The sequence below is a fragment of the Nitrospira sp. BLG_1 genome (genome assembly GCF_047338595.1).
GTDB lineage: Bacteria > Nitrospirota > Nitrospiria > Nitrospirales > Nitrospiraceae > Nitrospira_D.
This window is the reverse complement of sequence record NZ_JBLFBO010000002.1, coordinates 59257-74467: the sequence shown is the minus strand read 5'-3', so window position 1 is coordinate 74467 and position 15211 is coordinate 59257. Positions and strand designations below refer to the sequence as shown.

Annotated in this window: 14 protein-coding genes; 1 reads left to right on the top strand and 13 read right to left on the bottom strand. The window is 54.6% G+C overall.

The features are described from left to right. Nucleotide 1 precedes the first annotated feature (1 nt). The 10 genes from ACMTNU_RS02510 to ACMTNU_RS02465 all read right to left on the bottom strand — a co-directional run bounded on the left by ACMTNU_RS02510 (nt 2) and on the right by ACMTNU_RS02465 (nt 10941). On the bottom strand, nt 2-1540 hold the full coding sequence (locus tag ACMTNU_RS02510; protein WP_413933623.1) for a hydrogenase 4 subunit F: 1539 nt from the start codon (nt 1538-1540) through the stop codon (nt 2-4). An 11-nt stretch (nt 1541-1551) separates the two neighbouring features. Further along, a complete protein-coding gene (locus ACMTNU_RS02505; protein WP_413933622.1) occupies nt 1552-2217 on the bottom strand; it encodes a hydrogenase in 666 nt (221 codons plus the stop codon). A gap of 4 nt (nt 2218-2221) precedes the next feature. Beyond that, complete coding sequence (locus ACMTNU_RS02500; protein WP_413933621.1) at nt 2222-3172, bottom strand: respiratory chain complex I subunit 1 family protein; 951 nt, start codon at nt 3170-3172, stop codon at nt 2222-2224. 3 nt (nt 3173-3175) lie between these two features. Further along, nucleotides 3176-5203, bottom strand: a complete 2028-nt coding sequence (hyfB, locus tag ACMTNU_RS02495; protein ID WP_413933620.1) for a hydrogenase 4 subunit B — start codon at nt 5201-5203, stop codon at nt 3176-3178. A gap of 388 nt (nt 5204-5591) precedes the next feature. Next, the gene (locus tag ACMTNU_RS02490) at nt 5592-5879 is read right to left on the bottom strand and encodes a hypothetical protein (RefSeq protein ID WP_413933619.1); all 288 of its coding nucleotides are present in this window, start codon (nt 5877-5879) and stop codon (nt 5592-5594) included. Between the two features lie 542 nt (nt 5880-6421). Next, nucleotides 6422-6703 (bottom strand): hypothetical protein, encoded by a 282-nt coding sequence (locus ACMTNU_RS02485; protein ID WP_413933618.1) that lies wholly within the window; start codon nt 6701-6703, stop codon nt 6422-6424. Nucleotides 6704-6853: 150 nt separating this feature from the next. Further along, nucleotides 6854-7099, bottom strand: coding sequence for a hypothetical protein (locus tag ACMTNU_RS02480; protein WP_413933617.1), 246 nt, complete (start codon nt 7097-7099; stop codon nt 6854-6856). Between the two features lie 114 nt (nt 7100-7213). Further along, complete coding sequence (locus tag ACMTNU_RS02475) at nt 7214-7831, bottom strand: hypothetical protein (protein WP_413933616.1); 618 nt, start codon at nt 7829-7831, stop codon at nt 7214-7216. 360 nt (nt 7832-8191) lie between these two features. Then, entirely contained in the window at nt 8192-9550 is a 1359-nt protein-coding gene (locus ACMTNU_RS02470; RefSeq protein WP_413933615.1) for a sigma-54-dependent transcriptional regulator, read from the bottom strand. Further along, nucleotides 9547-10941: a two-component system sensor histidine kinase NtrB gene (locus tag ACMTNU_RS02465; protein WP_413933614.1), complete on the bottom strand. Its 1395-nt coding sequence runs from the start codon at nt 10939-10941 to the stop codon at nt 9547-9549. The genes ACMTNU_RS02470 and ACMTNU_RS02465 overlap by 4 nt, the downstream gene beginning before the upstream one ends. Nucleotides 10942-11038: 97 nt before the next feature. On the opposite strand from ACMTNU_RS02465, the gene ACMTNU_RS02460 reads away from it, so the two are divergent. Further along, nucleotides 11039-11194 (top strand): hypothetical protein, encoded by a 156-nt coding sequence (locus tag ACMTNU_RS02460; RefSeq protein ID WP_413933613.1) that lies wholly within the window; start codon nt 11039-11041, stop codon nt 11192-11194. 503 nt (nt 11195-11697) lie between these two features. On the opposite strand, the gene ACMTNU_RS02455 is transcribed toward ACMTNU_RS02460, so the two are convergent. From ACMTNU_RS02455 to ACMTNU_RS02445, 3 genes are all read right to left on the bottom strand, one after another. Continuing rightward, the gene (locus ACMTNU_RS02455) at nt 11698-12417 is read right to left on the bottom strand and encodes a biotin/lipoate A/B protein ligase family protein (RefSeq protein WP_413933612.1); all 720 of its coding nucleotides are present in this window, start codon (nt 12415-12417) and stop codon (nt 11698-11700) included. A 1-nt stretch (nt 12418) separates the two neighbouring features. Then, entirely contained in the window at nt 12419-13834 is a 1416-nt protein-coding gene (gene lpdA, locus ACMTNU_RS02450) for a dihydrolipoyl dehydrogenase (protein ID WP_413933611.1), read from the bottom strand. A 71-nt stretch (nt 13835-13905) separates the two neighbouring features. Beyond that, nucleotides 13906-15198 carry a dihydrolipoamide acetyltransferase family protein gene (locus ACMTNU_RS02445; protein WP_413933610.1) on the bottom strand — a complete coding sequence of 431 codons (1293 nt, stop codon included), beginning with the start codon at nt 15196-15198 and terminating at the stop codon, nt 13906-13908. Nucleotides 15199-15211 lie beyond the last annotated feature (13 nt).

Sequence of the window (15211 nt, the reverse complement as noted above, 5' to 3'; positions counted from 1 at the left end):
CCTATTGAACCACTAGAATGCTGGTCGCTTGTTCCAAGAGTTCCTTTATGGGCTGGGGCAGAAACACGCTGAATCCAATAAGCGCTACGGTAAGCAGAATGATCGGCAGATGACCCAGTGTCCAGCGTTCTCCACAGACGATGCCCTCAGACGGTGTTCCCCATACCATTCCGGTTATGCGATACAGCAGTCCGCCGAATGAAAGAACCGCAGCGATCAAAAACACTGAAACGAGTGCAACCCGACTGAATTGGTCCGATAAGGCCACGGTGACCATGCCAGAGGTCCCAGCAAACTCCATTCCTGGAACCCCTTGCGAGGCTAAGGCCGTGAGGATCTGAACTTCGCTGGGAAATGCCGCAAACGGGGGAAGCGCCGACAAGGCTAATCCGGAGATCATCAGCGCCGTGGCTGTCCAAGGCTGCGCCATCGCCAGTCCCTGGACGTGCTCGATTTCCACGGTGCGAAAGCGACGGTGAATGTTACCCGCTGCAAAAAAGGCCATCGACTTTGCTAATGCATGATTCATGAGATGAAACAGTCCTCCGAAGGTTCCCAGCGGTCCCCCAATCCCAAACCCAATCATGGCGATCCCCATATGCTCGATGCTGGAATAGGCAAACAGCCGCTTATAGTTGTGCTGGATAAGGATGAAGAACGCTGCCGTCACCAATGAGGCAAAGCCAAGCAATGTCAACAACTCACCAGCGAAGGCAAACGGAACGGCGTGATCAACAATAACTCTCACCCTCAGGATGGCATAGGCCGCCACCACTTCGAGGACACCAGCGAGCATGGCGACTACCGGGGCCGGAGCCTCGGTGTAGGCATCCGGCAGCCAACTATGCATCGGGACGAGTCCCACCTTGGTGCCATATCCCACCAGGATGAAGATGAACGCCAACTTAAGAACTTGGGGATTGAGTCGATCAGCCACAGGCAGGAGCGCCGTCACGTTCAATCCTTGACTGGCATCGCTCAGCACATGGAGTGACGAGTAATACAGCAGCACGACGCCAAACAAGGCAAGTGAAATGCCGACCGAACACAGAATAAGGTACTTCCACCCAGCCTCCAGCGACTCTCGTCGCTTCCAAAAAGCAATGAGGAAGGTGGTTGCGAGCGTCGTCGCTTCAATCGCCACCCACTGGATCCCAACACTGTTGGCAATGGTCGCGATCACCATAGCAAGCAGAAACATGTGGAAAAGAAAAAAGAACTGGTTCAGTTGTGACGGCGCAATGACGCCGCGGGCGACTTGCTCGTCCATGTACGAACGCATATAGAAGGAACACGCCAGTCCCACCACACCAATAATGAACAAAATAAAGGTCGACAACGCGTCGAGATAGACCAACTCGCCCAAAGCCAGGACGGGACCATCGCTCAACACCATGTGGGTGAGCACGGTTTCTGCAGTGACAAGAGCGCCTATACTCGTGAGATTAATCCCGTGGAGCCATGCAGAGCGGTGGACGACCAGACTCAGCCCTCCTGCGAGCAGCGGGGCAATTAATAAAACCACGACTGCGATTGTCACGACAACCTCGGCTATTCTTTCAAAACGGTGAGTCGGTCTGTATCCACACTGTCGAATGCATCCTGCAAGCGATTCGTATAGATTCCTGCAATCAATGTGGCGATGAGCACATCAAAGAACACACCGAGTTCGACGACCAACGGCATGCCATAGGTCGCGGCGGTCGCGCCCAGAAACAGTCCGTTTTCCAGGACGAGAAAGCCCACCAGTTGGGAGACCGCCTTTTGCCTTGCGATCATGGTAAACAATCCAATAAGTACGATCGCAAGAGCGATTGCTAAAGAATCTCGCGTAAGGAGGGATCCTAGAGGAAGGATTGGCTGCGCGATGAAAAAGGCCAACATGACTAGACCGCCGCAAATCAATAGTCCGGTTGGCACGTTTACGTGCATCACCAGTTCCCGTTTGACGTTGAGATGATCAATGACTTTCTTGAGGACTCGAGGAATGATGAGTACTTTGATGATACCAGTCAGCCCCGCCGCGATATAAATGTGCGGGTTCCCGGTCAGATAAGCGACCAGCGCTGCAGTGACGACGAGAAAGGATGACTGCAGTGCGAACAGGTCAACGCAGGCCGAGAGCCGCCGTTGTGCCACGATCGCGAAACAGGTCAATAAGAGCAAGGCTGAGCACAAGTCGACCAGTTGTGATCCAACGGACGAAAGTCCCTGCATCCGATCAACTCCGAAGAATATAAAAGAACAGCAACCCGAGTAGAGCAAGGATGAACGCCACGCCCAACAGATCCGTGACCCGGAACAACCGCAATTTGGCGAACATACATTCGATGACTCCGATCAACACCGCGAGAGCTGCTGTCTTCACCACGTATACTAGGAGCCCGATTCCAATCGCAGTTGGGGTAACTGTTGTCGCGATGCCCCACGGCGCGAAGACATTGACGATCAAAGAAAGGAACACCGCGAGTTTCAGACCGGCCGCCCATTCGAGTAAGGCAAGATAGCGCCCTGAGTATTCAAGGACCATGGCTTCATGAATCATGGTCAGTTCCAGATGCGTGGCCGGATTGTCGACTGGTACCCGCCCTGTCTCCGCGAGCGCCACGATAAAGAGGGCGGCCAGTGCCATCAAATGCGGTGACGGGTCCGTAATAATGCCTTCTAGTAATGCAGTCTTATGAACAATGGTGCTCACATTCGTTGACCCATTGGTGAGGGCAATTGCAAAGATCGCGAGCATCATGGCTGGCTCGGTCAGTGACGCGACTATCGCCTCTCGACTGCTTCCCATCCCCCCAAAGGCTGATCCAGCATCGAGTCCCGCAAGAATCAAGAAGAACGTGCCCAGGGCCAAGAGGTAGACCAGCGCAATGATGTTTCCAGCAAAATGCATGGGTATCTGCGAGATGAATGTGGGGACCAGTAGACCCGCAGTCAAAATAGAGGCAAATACGATGTATGGTGTCGCCGTAAAGATCCAGGAGGTGGTGGTTGAGATCACCGGCTGCTTGTGGAACAGCTTGGCCAAGTCAGCGTATGGCTGAAGGACGCTCGCACCTCGTCGCAATTGCAACCGGGCTTTGACTTTTCGAATCAGACCGATAAGAAACGGGGAAAACGCGAGTAAGACGGCGGTTTGGGTCACGATGAGAGCGATCGTATGGAGCATCGGTTACACCGCGAGCAGCAGTAAGGCGATCAGTGTGACGAACATATAGGTTAGGTAGAGGTGTAGGCTACCGGCCTGAATGACTTTCAGGCGGTCGGCCAGCGTCCCAAAGAATGCCACCAAGGGATCATAGAGATACTTCTCAAAGATCGGTTCAATGTGAAATTCAAAGTGTCGCCGTTTGGAGAAGTATCGTGATTCGGCGAGAAACTCCGTTTCGAGTTTCACCGTCGGCTGATAAATCGTACTGAACACTCGTTTGATCGGCTGGACGAAACCAGTTGCGGTGTATTCCATCCGGGGTGTGAGAGTGATCCCACAGCCCCAAGATTTTGAACGGCGTGTTGTGAGACGACCACCGAGCACGACGGCGAGTCCCAATCCCAATATCGCCGACGCAACAAGCAGCAACGCAAGGACCGGGGTGGACAGGCTTGAGAATTCGACATTTACTGGGGCTAGCGCCCATCCATCGATTGCCAAGACCTTACTCGCGATCGAGATTCCTGCTAGGGGAGCGACAATTTGATCCAATAACGGCACGACCACCATTGGGGCAACGCCCAGCGCTACACAAAGGGCGGCCAAGATACCCATGCCCGTGCGCATCGAAACCGGAACCTCCTCAGCATGACGGGCATGCGTACTTCGTGGCTGTGCGAGAAACGAAATCCCGAAGGCTTTTGCGAAGCAGGTCAAGGCCAGCACGCCGGTGAGAGCCAAGATCGCTGCTGCGATCGGTAGCATCAGTTTGAGAAATACGGTTGGAATCTGAAAACTGAGAAAAAGTGTTTGGAACACCAGCCACTCACTCACGAATCCATTGGTAGGGGGCAATGCAGAAATTGACACGGCTCCGATCAAAAAAAAGATCCCCGTCCACGGCATGCGTCGCAGCAAGCCGCCGTACTCTTCCATATTGCGCGTATGTGTCGCATAGAGCAGTGAGCCGGCCCCTAAGAATAGGAGGGCCTTGAATAGGGCGTGATTGATCGTATGGTAGAGTCCAGCCAGCAGTCCAAGCGCGGCCAGTTCTCTCAATCCGTAGGCCTGAAAGATCATGCCAGCCCCAAGGCCCATCAGGATAATTCCAATGTTCTCCACGCTGTGAAACGCAAGGAGTCTTTTGAGATCATGTTCCATCAAGGCGTACATCACCCCAAGTAACGCGGATGTGGTCCCCAGGAGTAGTACGGTGAACCCCCACCACCAGGGAAACTGCCCACCGAAGAAGTCGAAATACACGCGGATCAAGCCATAGATCGCGGTTTTGATCATGACGCCAGACATCACGGCTGAGACATGCGACGGGGCCACGGGATGCGCATAGGGCAACCACACATGGAGTGGTATGATGCCGGCCTTCGTGCCGAACCCGAGTAAGGCCATGAGAAATACGAGAGTTTTCATGCCTTCCGGTAGGGGTTGTGCTGGATGCCGAAACGCTTCAAAGGAGAACGACCAGGTACCCTGGAAGAAGATCAAGAACGCCACGACAATAAACGCAGTTCCGATGTGCGTCATGATCAAGTAGAACAATCCCGCGTACCGCACTTCCGCCTTCTCGTGCTCAGTCACCACGAGGAAATAGGATAGTAGCGACATGAGTTCCCAAGCGAGCAGGAAGAAGAACGCGTTATCCGCCAGGACAACGAACGTCATACAGAGGAGAAATGCGTTAAAGAGCGCTCCGAGCGTGTCGGTCGATGCGCGCTCTTCGAAATGCTGCAGGTATCCAATGGCATAAATCGAGGCAGCAAGACCCACGAGGGAGATCGTGAGGACGAAGAATGCCGCGAGTGGATCAAGCCGAACGGCGAAGGTGAGCAGAGGAATGGTGGAGGCGAGCGATCCCGTGACGGGCTCCGACGACGTGAGGCCCAGAAGCCCAAGGATGACACCTGTGCTGGTCCCCACGATGGCGGCAACATTGCTTGTGAGCTGTTGCAACCCTGGCCGTCCTGGCAGACAGAGCGGAAGCAGTATTCCGACCCCATACCCGCCGAGAAGAAGCCACAACAGATTCAGCATACGATCACTTGAGGCCTCGGGTCCGAGTCACATTCCCGCAGGGTTTATTTGGAGGATACCGGCACCCTCAACAATTTGATAAGACACAAAGATGATCCCTCCTTCTGCTTGCCCATTCCAGAGGTCACAGGGCCACAATCTCGTATCTCATCCCCCCACCACGAGATGCATGACGGTCAACACCAGCGCGATGACCAGCACTGTCCCGCACGTCATTTTCCAAGCCTGCCATGCCCGCGTTTCATTGTTTTCCACGATCAGCCTCCTGAGTATTTTAGTAAACACGAATGTAGTGGTGATGGTTGGCATCCATTCGCAACTGTCGCTCAACTCTTCTGCCGATATTAGGAAGTCTGTTGTAGCGCTTTGTCCCAAGCTCGCTTGTGCTCTACACCCGATAGGAAGGGTGTGTGCCGATCACCCCTGGAGCGCTGAACCAATGGACACGATATCCTTTGAGAAAAAAATGATCGTACACCGCCGAGAGAAAGATGTGTCCATCTCGTGTCTGCACAATCTGGCCAGCCCAGTCTCGCAGTCCACGACGCAATGTGTTTCGCAATCCAGCATGAGTTGTCACGACAGCTCCAACGGAGAGGTCAACCCAGACCAGTGCCACGGCTCCCTTCGGATGGTGCACCACGACGATGTCCGCATCGCCTGACATGTTCAACATGCCCTCCACGGTTCATTCTGCTTTCTTTTGCCACGCACCGAGTTCTTCTTCACATACGTAAGCAATGCTGTGCACTTTATAGCCATGGGTGTCTTACTGAGATGACTGGTGCGAGGGTGATCTGCTCGCAATACCTCGTGTTCGTCTGTCCACTACCGATGACCTCCGGCCTGCGCGGTTGATCTGAGCAACAATTGCCTGATTCAAGATCAGCATAGGATTGTTGCATGAAGCCCTGAGAGCTCGATTGTGGCCACGCTGAGGATGAAGTTTTCAATTTGTTCATAGCAAACGGCCACGTGTCGGCCGTCACAACGCCTGCGCGTGCCGCGAGAAAGGTGCTTCCTACTATCTCTCCTTCTCGAAGATTAGCAAGGGAGGCCGGTTCGATTCCCCTCAAGATGCGTGTCTGGTTACCGATAATGATGTGCCTGAGGATGGCCCTATCTCTTGGTACGACCGTTCGAATTTGAACCCACCCCCGCTCAGTAAGCTTTCCAGCAATATGTTCGAGACGATCCCAGACCATCATGCCCACTGCTTCATCCTGCAGATCGAGGATAAAGACCTGTCTTCTGATGGCAGCGAACGACGCCCTCCCGCGCGTTGAGATGGTTCGCATCGAGATCGATGACGACTTTCCAGTGGATCAAGGCTTCCTCGTACATATCCATTGTTTCGAGAAGTGCGGCCAACTCGCATCGCGAAAGAAGATCGCTGGGACAGGCCGTCAGCAGTGCTTGAAGCCGTGCGAGTCGGACAAGCCAGTCTTCCTTCGGCAATGGGGAAGGTCGTACGGATTCTCCTGTTGATCCCACACTCACGATATTGTTCTCCTCACTAATTCAGATCGATCTTCTCAGTACCCTGCCGATAGTGGATTCACTCGCATTGGCGTGCCGATCAGGTGCACGATTGAATTACTGCAGTCGCTTGGATCGACAGGATTATGACTTTCATGCCCCACGCTACCGTCAAAAGGTCTGTTCTTGCGATCGTGCTTTCTGTTCCGGAAGGTGCTGGCAAAGACGACCAGGCAGCTCATTCTCATGTTCTCCGTTTTGTATGACACGCAACAGGCTATATGGAAGCACGACAAGGATGAGCCAAAATAAAAGTGTCAGGTACCAGCCCCAGACTAGAGCTCCGACCACAAACACAACGGCTGCCAGGTACTCGATCACCTTCAACAATGCGACCTGTTGCTCCCGAAGTGACAAGATTCCGATGACGATTCCGGAGGCTGGTCAAGAATTCGCCTCCATGAACTCGACCACCCTCCCCATGGCACACACCGCTTCTGCACTTAGTTTCTCCATAGGTCCCTGTAGTCGTTATACATGGGCCCTGGACTTTCGCCCTCTAGCCTTTTCGATAGCACTCCGAAGCGCTCCGGAAACCGCGACCCCGTGCTCCTTCAATGTCTTGGCGTGCATCTCCGCCGTAAGATAGTCACCGTTCTCGATAAGCCCATGTACCTCAGCGACACCCGCTTCTAATGCTGTGAGCTGCTGCTTGATCACTTCTTGCGTATCTCGTTCCGTCCTCCTCAGGGTACTGGTCATCAGTCTCTTGGCAGATACCACGGCCCACAGAGCGTCTTGTTCCATCGCAACCGCTGCCATTTTGGCCACTTCCTTGTTTTTCGACGCCTTGGCTGCCACTCGCCCCCCATACTCAACGACCGTGCTCAGCATTTCGTCCACGTCGTCGTACAACCTGAAAATCCAGAAGACCGTCTCTTGCTTAGCCAACTCATCCTTGGCCAGGGCGAACTCCTGCTCTAATTTCATAAAGTCGTCCTTCGCATAGATCTCTGCCCCCGCAATTTTGGCCTCGTCGACCGCCTTTTGGGCTGCCTCAAGTTGAAAGGCTGGCGGTTGCGCACAGGCATTCATCAAAAGGAGGACGAGGAGAGTCCCAGCCCCTGTGATCTGTGACGCAACGGTCATGTTCTCTTCCGCTTGTATCCCTTCCAATTGCTTGGGTCCAGTTCCTGGAAAGGGCTCTCTGCATACTGGATGCCGCAAGAGGTGATTGGACAAAGCCGTCGATTTATTGTGCGCTTACAACGGAAACCTCCGGGCGAGTACGACACGGGGCTTACGACCAGGAGATAAGGAAGTCGGCTATCTGCAAAATCTGCATGCCGGCATCCTTCGACCGACAGCTCAACCTCAGAAGTTTCTTGATGGATCAAACAGTTACGTCTTTATGGAATCAATCACACACGTGCAGGAATTGCAGGTTGAGGTGGAGATGCGACGAGAGGGGCTTAGTATTGTGCAGTTAGGTGAGTGGTTTGGAGGACCTTACTCACGAATCCCATATTCTTTAATCTTATACTGAAGAGACCGCAGGCTGATACCGAGCAGCCTGGCAGCTTTCTCACGGTGGTTAGTCACTTCCATGAGGGTGCGGCGGATGACTTCCTTTTCAACTTCCTTCAAGGATTTCCCGAGAGTGACGACTATGGTCCTGAGGTCTTCCCGACTGACCTGAATCTCCTCCGGCAAATGCTCCGAGAGAATCGTGGGGTCCCGCACAGTGACGACCAGCCGTTCAAGCAGGTTACGGAGCTGTCGAATATTTCCCGGCCAGGCATACAGCCGTAACAGGCGCATCGCTTCTCGAGAGATGTGCTTCAGCGCTCGTTGATGCTGCGCGCAAAATTCAGGCAGAAAGGTCTCAACGAGAAGGGGAATGTCTTCTCCCCGTTCGCGCAGCGGCGGCAAGTGAATCGGGACCACATTCAGTCGATAAAAAAGATCCTCGCGGAAAGTCCCTTGCTTGACGGCCTCCGCCAGGTTTCGGTTGGTGGCGGCAATAATGCGAGCATCCACAGTCACAACTTTCGTTCCACCCAGACGACGGAATTCCTTGGTCTCTAAAACACGAAGAAAGTCGACTTGGGATTTCAAGGAGAGCTCACCGATTTCGTCCAATAACAGCGTTCCCCCGTGCGCCAATTCAAACCGACCGGCTTTGGTGAACAACGCGCCGGTGAAGGCGCCTTTTTCATAGCCGAACAACTCACTTTCAAACAGAGTTTCAGGCAATGCGCCGCAGTTGAGGGTAATAAACGGTCCGTCGGCCCGATGGCTTTTATGGTGGATGGCACGTGCGACGAGCTCCTTCCCGGTTCCGCTTTCACCCGTGAGCAATACGGTCACGTCGCTTCCCGCTACCATCTCCACAAGATGATACACCTGTTGCATCGGTTCGCTCTCACCGACCATTCGTTCGAACCGTGTTCTCGTTTCAAGTCGATCCCGGAGCTGCTGGTTTTCGCTGGCAAGACGGTGTCGCTCGAGCGCCTTCTCCACCACGATGAGGAACCGCTCGCGATCGATGGGCTTGGTGAGATAATCGTAGGCTCCAGCCTGCATCGCTTCCACTGCAGTTTCGATGGATCCATAGGCCGTCATGACGACCACTTCCGTGCTGGGCCATTGTGTGCGCAGCCTCCGCAGAAATTCCATCCCCCCGATTCCCGGCATACGCAAGTCGGTAATTAATAAATCCACTGCAGTGGTTTCAAACACATCCACCGCTTCTTCCGCCGTCGCCAGGCTTAGGGCTCGATAGCCTTTCCTTGCAAGGAGAGTCACCAGCGCGTTGCGAATGTTCAGCTCGTCGTCAACAATGAGGATTTGTACGGCATTCGTCATGCCCCCACCCCAAGCTTTTGAAGGGAGTCGGCAGCCACGGGAAGCTGTACAACCACGGTCGTCCCACTTCCAAGTACACTGGAGACACGAATGGTTCCCCCGTGGTCCTGCATAATGCGGTAGGCAATAGCCAGACCGAGGCCTGTTCCGCTAGTCTTCGTGGTATGGAACGGCTCAAATAGATGTAACAAGTCTTCTTGCTTGATTCCGATCCCCGTGTCGGACACGACGACCTCCACCCAACAAACATCGGCATTTCGCTGTACCTGTGTGATGATCGAACACCGCCCGCCATCGGGCATGGCCTGAAACGCATTCACCAGGACATTGACGAGGACCTGGCTAATCTGTGTCTCATCCCCAAACACCGGGGGTAATTCTTCATCAATCCGATCCTCCAGTTTGATCTTTCGTTCCTGTGCCTCAAACTGCATGAGTGCCATGAGATGTGTGATGACTCTTCCCAAGTCCATTTCATGGAGACCTACCGAGGTGGGACGCGCGAACCTCATGAAGTTATCCAAAATCACGGAGAGGCGTCGACATTCGGCATTCACGACCTGAAGATAGTGCGCCACGTCCTGTTCCAGCTCACCTCGTTCCTTCAATGTTTCATCGAGAAGATGCAGATTCAAATCCATTGCGCTCAGCGGATTTCGTAATTCATGGGCGACGCCGGCGGACAAGGTATGGAGGGCGGAGAGTTTTTCCGCTACGAGTACCCGCCGTTCCAAGGCTAGCAGCGCCGTGACATCTTTCAGTAGCATAATGATGCCGACCGGTCTCCCCTCATCTCCTGTCAGGTCAGCAGTTGCAAGGCGTATCGTACGAGTCTCGTCACCGGCGCGATACGGCATATCATGATGATCCACATGATGGTTGTTATGCAGTGCTCCATCGAGTACAAGACGAATCGTATCTCCTTGGAGAAACATTTGTTCATAGGAGTGACCGAGCAATTCTTCCGCCGACCGTTTCAATGTCGCCACGGCAGAGGGGTTGGCGGCTGTGACTTGGCCGTCGCGATTAATGGTGAGTACGCCCGTCGGGATACTCTCAAGAATATTTCTCGCGAGACCTTTGACTTCTTCAAGAGTCCGTCTCGTATTGTCGTAATGCAGAAAGGTGATGAGCGCCGCCATTCCGATGGCGCTGACTAAGAACACAAGAAGAGTAATCCCGATCAGGTCATGCCGAGATCGCCAGAGCGCCTGAAACAACTCCGTGGGGACCGCCTGATTTTGCGTGAATCCTTGGAGGAGGAGCTTGTCTCGCTCCAAGCTCATGAGGAGGATGACGGTCACGACCAACGCGAGAATGAGTACGACAGAGGTAATGAGACGGTATGGAATGCGTCGAAACAGCGTGGCTTTTGGAATAGGCCTAAACATGGCGGAAGTTGAAAGGCTACGCCCCTATGCTATCACGCGAACTACCCGCGATACAGTCGACGTTCTACCTGCGAGACGGGGTGCGGTGAGAAGGGGTATGGGCATTCGCTCACATCTTCAGTTGCGCCGGACTGGAAGCGATTATGCGCTTCCGATTCAACTGGGCGCAGCACTCCTGACAAAGCTCTTTCAACGTGAGATCGTCATAAGAAAGTGCGGCAGCACGGCGGGCGCATCGGTCGCAATATTTTAATGCCCTTGACTGGGATTCGGTGAATTGACTCGACGAAACGTTCATGTGGAGTACCTCCGATATTCACCTCAAACATGGATCGATGTATCGCGGGGATCATGCGGTGTTAGTTGCAACCAAGGTCCCGACGATTTCATTGCCTGCAACAATCCAAAGCAATTCGTATGCCTCGTTGGTATAAAGTGAGCTTTCAGGGATTTATCGGAAAATGCTTGCGGCTAGATTCAAGGATTCAGATGGCGAGCGCCTACTCCGCCGGACAATGTGCAAGGTTTGCACTGAGCTGTTCGTGCTTGAGTTCGAATCTTCGAGCACGGCTGTGAAATGCTGGCATCATTAGGTAGGATCACTGGAAACGAGGATCATGCAATCATTGCGGTTCAGCTGATCTCCTCTCATTGACTTTTTTCTCTCACTCGTGCATCCAACTTCAGGCCCAGCCCCAGGCGAAGACCACCCAGTATTCCGGTCTCGACCATAGCGGCAGGTCGGTCCTCCCTCTCTCATGATTCGTCCCGGCTTCGTGCGAGGATGGCTGCAATCATTCGGGGCATGCGTGCTCTTGGCCATTCAGCGTGTGTCGGTTCCGCATTCCATGCGTCGGCGATGACGTGTTTGATCGCTTGGGGTGGAGCGTCGATTGTCCGCACGAACGTGCCGTGATGTCGGTTTGAACGGTAGTCCGGTTGTCGCGTAGGGTGTTTGAGATATCGTGCGATGAGAGCAGCTCCCATGCGATGCAGAATCGTTCCGTGAAAGAGTACCACTTTCCCGGTTCGTCGTTGCGCGTTGCCGGAAATCTTCATATCGTCGATAGCGAGGTCGCTGATCCCACGGAGGGTCGTGGCTGGTTCCCATCGGCGAAGCGCGGTCGCTATTCGTTCCAGAATAAAGCGATTGGTGGTTCGAATACTTACGAGGTCTGGATGCCATCCGATTGGCAGCACAAAGGCATACGAGAGACAACCCGGCCCCTGTAGGACAGTTCCTCCGCCGCTTGCGCGTCGAAGGATTGATAGCCCGTCTTCTTGGCAGGTGACGCGGTCGACATCATCGGCTACGCGAGAGGCGCGGCCTAATACGACGAAGTGACGGTCGCTTTCCCAAAACCGAAGCACAGGATCTCCACCCCGTTCCTCAAGTTCCTCCAGTAACGCTTCATCAAGAGCTAGATTCTCGACAGGAAATGGAAGGGTCAGATCGAGTAAACGAAGCGTGGACACGTCATGACCGCTTGGGGATGAAAAGATGTGTTGGCGAACCATAAAACGATTCAGCGGCTTCCATAACCGTTTCGCTCACCGTCGGATGAGGATGAATCGAGGTCGCGAGGTCTTCTGCGACTGCACCCATCTCGACGGCGAGGACCCCTTCGGCGATCAACTCACCCGCACCGATGCCGCAAAGCCCCATGCCTAGTACGCGACCGGATTCAGGATCCAGTATGAGCTTGGTCACGCCTTCGGTCCGGCCTAACGTCGTCGCGCGTCCCGAGGCAGCCCAGGGAAACCGCACGACTTTCACGGCTTGTCCTGAGACCCTGGCTGCGTCTTCGGTCAATCCGCACCAAGCGATTTCGGGGTCAGTGAAGACAACGGCGGGGATTGCCGCGGCATCGAAGGCTGTCTGTTTCCCGGCAATAACTCGAGCGGCGACCAACCCTTCATGTGTCGCCTTGTGGGCAAGCATCGGTTCGCCGACCACGTCACCGATCGCAAAGATGGTCGGTTCGGTCGTGCGCATCTGCCGATCGACTTGGATGAAGCCTCGCGGTGTGAGCGTGATCGCTGTGTGTTCTAGTCCAAGCTGATTGGTACTGGGTCTGCGTCCCACAGCAACGAGTACGCGATCGAAGGTCTCGGTACTGGTCTTTGGGGACGCTGTCAAGGTTGCAACCAGACCGTCCTCTTGCGCGTCCAGTTTTGCTACGGTGGTGTTTAGCGTGATGGCCTTAAACTGGCGTAGTAGACGCTGATGCAGCGGTCGCAGAAGATCTGCATCGACGTTGTTCAGCAGGCGTGGTAACGCCTCAACCACGGTCACTTCGGATCCGAGGGCCTGATAGACTGTGCCTAACTCGAGACCGATATATCCACCGCCGACGACCAGAAGCCGGGGGGGGATGTCTGGCAATCGGAGCGCGCCCGTCGAATCCATCACTCGTGGATCGCGGAGCCTCAGCGAGTCTGGTATCACGGGTGTTGAGCCGGTGGCGATGATTGCGTGCCCAAACGAAAGTTCGGACGGCGTATTGGCTCCAGAGAGTTGTAGGGTTGTCGCATCCTTGAACCAAGCTCGTGCCTGGATCACCTCGACCTTCCGGCTGCCGGCCAGCGTTCGCACACCGTTTGTGAGTTTGCCGATGATCGCACTCACGCGGTCACGAAATGCCTCCAGGTCCACGCGAGGTTTACCGAAATGAATGCCCCAGACTGCCGCCTCTTCTGCGTCGGTGAGCAAGCGAGTCGCATGAAGCAAGGCTTTCGAGGGAATACAGCCACGTAACAGGCATGTTCCGCCCAGTTGTGAATCCTCATCGATCAGGGCTGTGCGTAATCCAAGATCAGCAGCCTGGAACGCAGCTGCATAGCCGCCGGGACCGGCGCCGATCACCGCGACGTCATAACGCAATTCAGCCATACCCCCTCCTGCAGGTCTCGTATCTCGTTGACTGCGGACGCTTCACGAGATCCCTCCCTACCACGTCCCGTTCAGAGCCCCAGAAACATGCCCTGAAAATCTTCCAATACTTTGACGATCTCGTTGGTAAAGCGTGCCCCGATCGCTCCGTCTATCAGACGGTGATCATAGGCGACGCACAATTGTAATACTCGCCGTGGCACAAATTGTCCGTCCCGATACACCGGCGTTATCCGTGCCTTTCCGACACCAAGAATGCCGACTTGCGGAGGATTAATGATCGGCAGGAACGGACCAGCGCTGATTCCTCCCATGTTGCTGAGCGTGAACGTTGCGCCGCGTAGCTCCTCGAGCTTAACCTCTCGCTTGCGGGTTCGTTCGGCAAGGTCGGCCAGCTCAAGCGAAATTTGGAGAAGATCTTTCTGGTCCACTTGCTGAACAACCGGCACAATTAAGCCAGCTGGTGTGTCCACCGCCACGCCGATGTTGTAGTAGTCCTTGTAGATCACCTCGCCGTTGGTGAGATCGAGAGTAGCATTCAGCTGCGGGTACAGTTTCAGCGCATGGACGACAGCTTTCACAAAGAGACTGCTCAACGTCAGCGTGGCGCCTTTCTTCTTAAATTCCGGGGCATACCGTTTATGCAGGGCCATGAGATCGGTGATATCAGCATCCTGGAATTGATGGACGTGTGGGATGGTTGTCCAGGCTTGTATCATGTTCGCCGCGATTTTCCGACGGGTTGAGGAAAGTGGCTCTCGCCGTTCAGACCCATAGGGCGTGGAAAAGATATTTCCCCCTATCCCCAGCTTGGTGCCGCGCGTGGTCCGTTCCCGCACGAAGGTTTTCACGTCTTCAGCCGTGATTCGCCCACCGGCTTCCGATCCGTTGACCTGTGAAAGGTCTACGCCCAGTTCCCGCGCGAGCCGGCGAACTGATGGCGGGGCTGGGATAGCTGGACCCGCTGGCGGTCGACTGACCACGGCAGGTTTCTGATCCACGACCGGTCGCTCAGGTGTCGGTATTGGACTAGTCGGCCTGGCCTGCGGGTGATCCCGTTGTGCCTCGGCATTCGGTTCCACGGCAGCCGACTCCTCTGGAACCGATGTCTGCGCCTTTCTTGCTTTATCCTCAGATTCCTGTAGTTCAATGATCGCCTGTCCGACCTTCACGTGATCTCCTTGCTGAATGAGGAGACGGACGACAGTTCCTTCGACGGGTGCCGGCACCGGCACGGTGGCCTTTTCGGTTTCAAGTTCAATCAGCGATTGTCCCTCGCGTACTTGATCCCCCTCGTGCACCAACAACTGAACGACATCCCCGCCTTCGATACCTTCCGCAAGAAATGGGAGCTCGACTTTCATGTCATATCCCTAC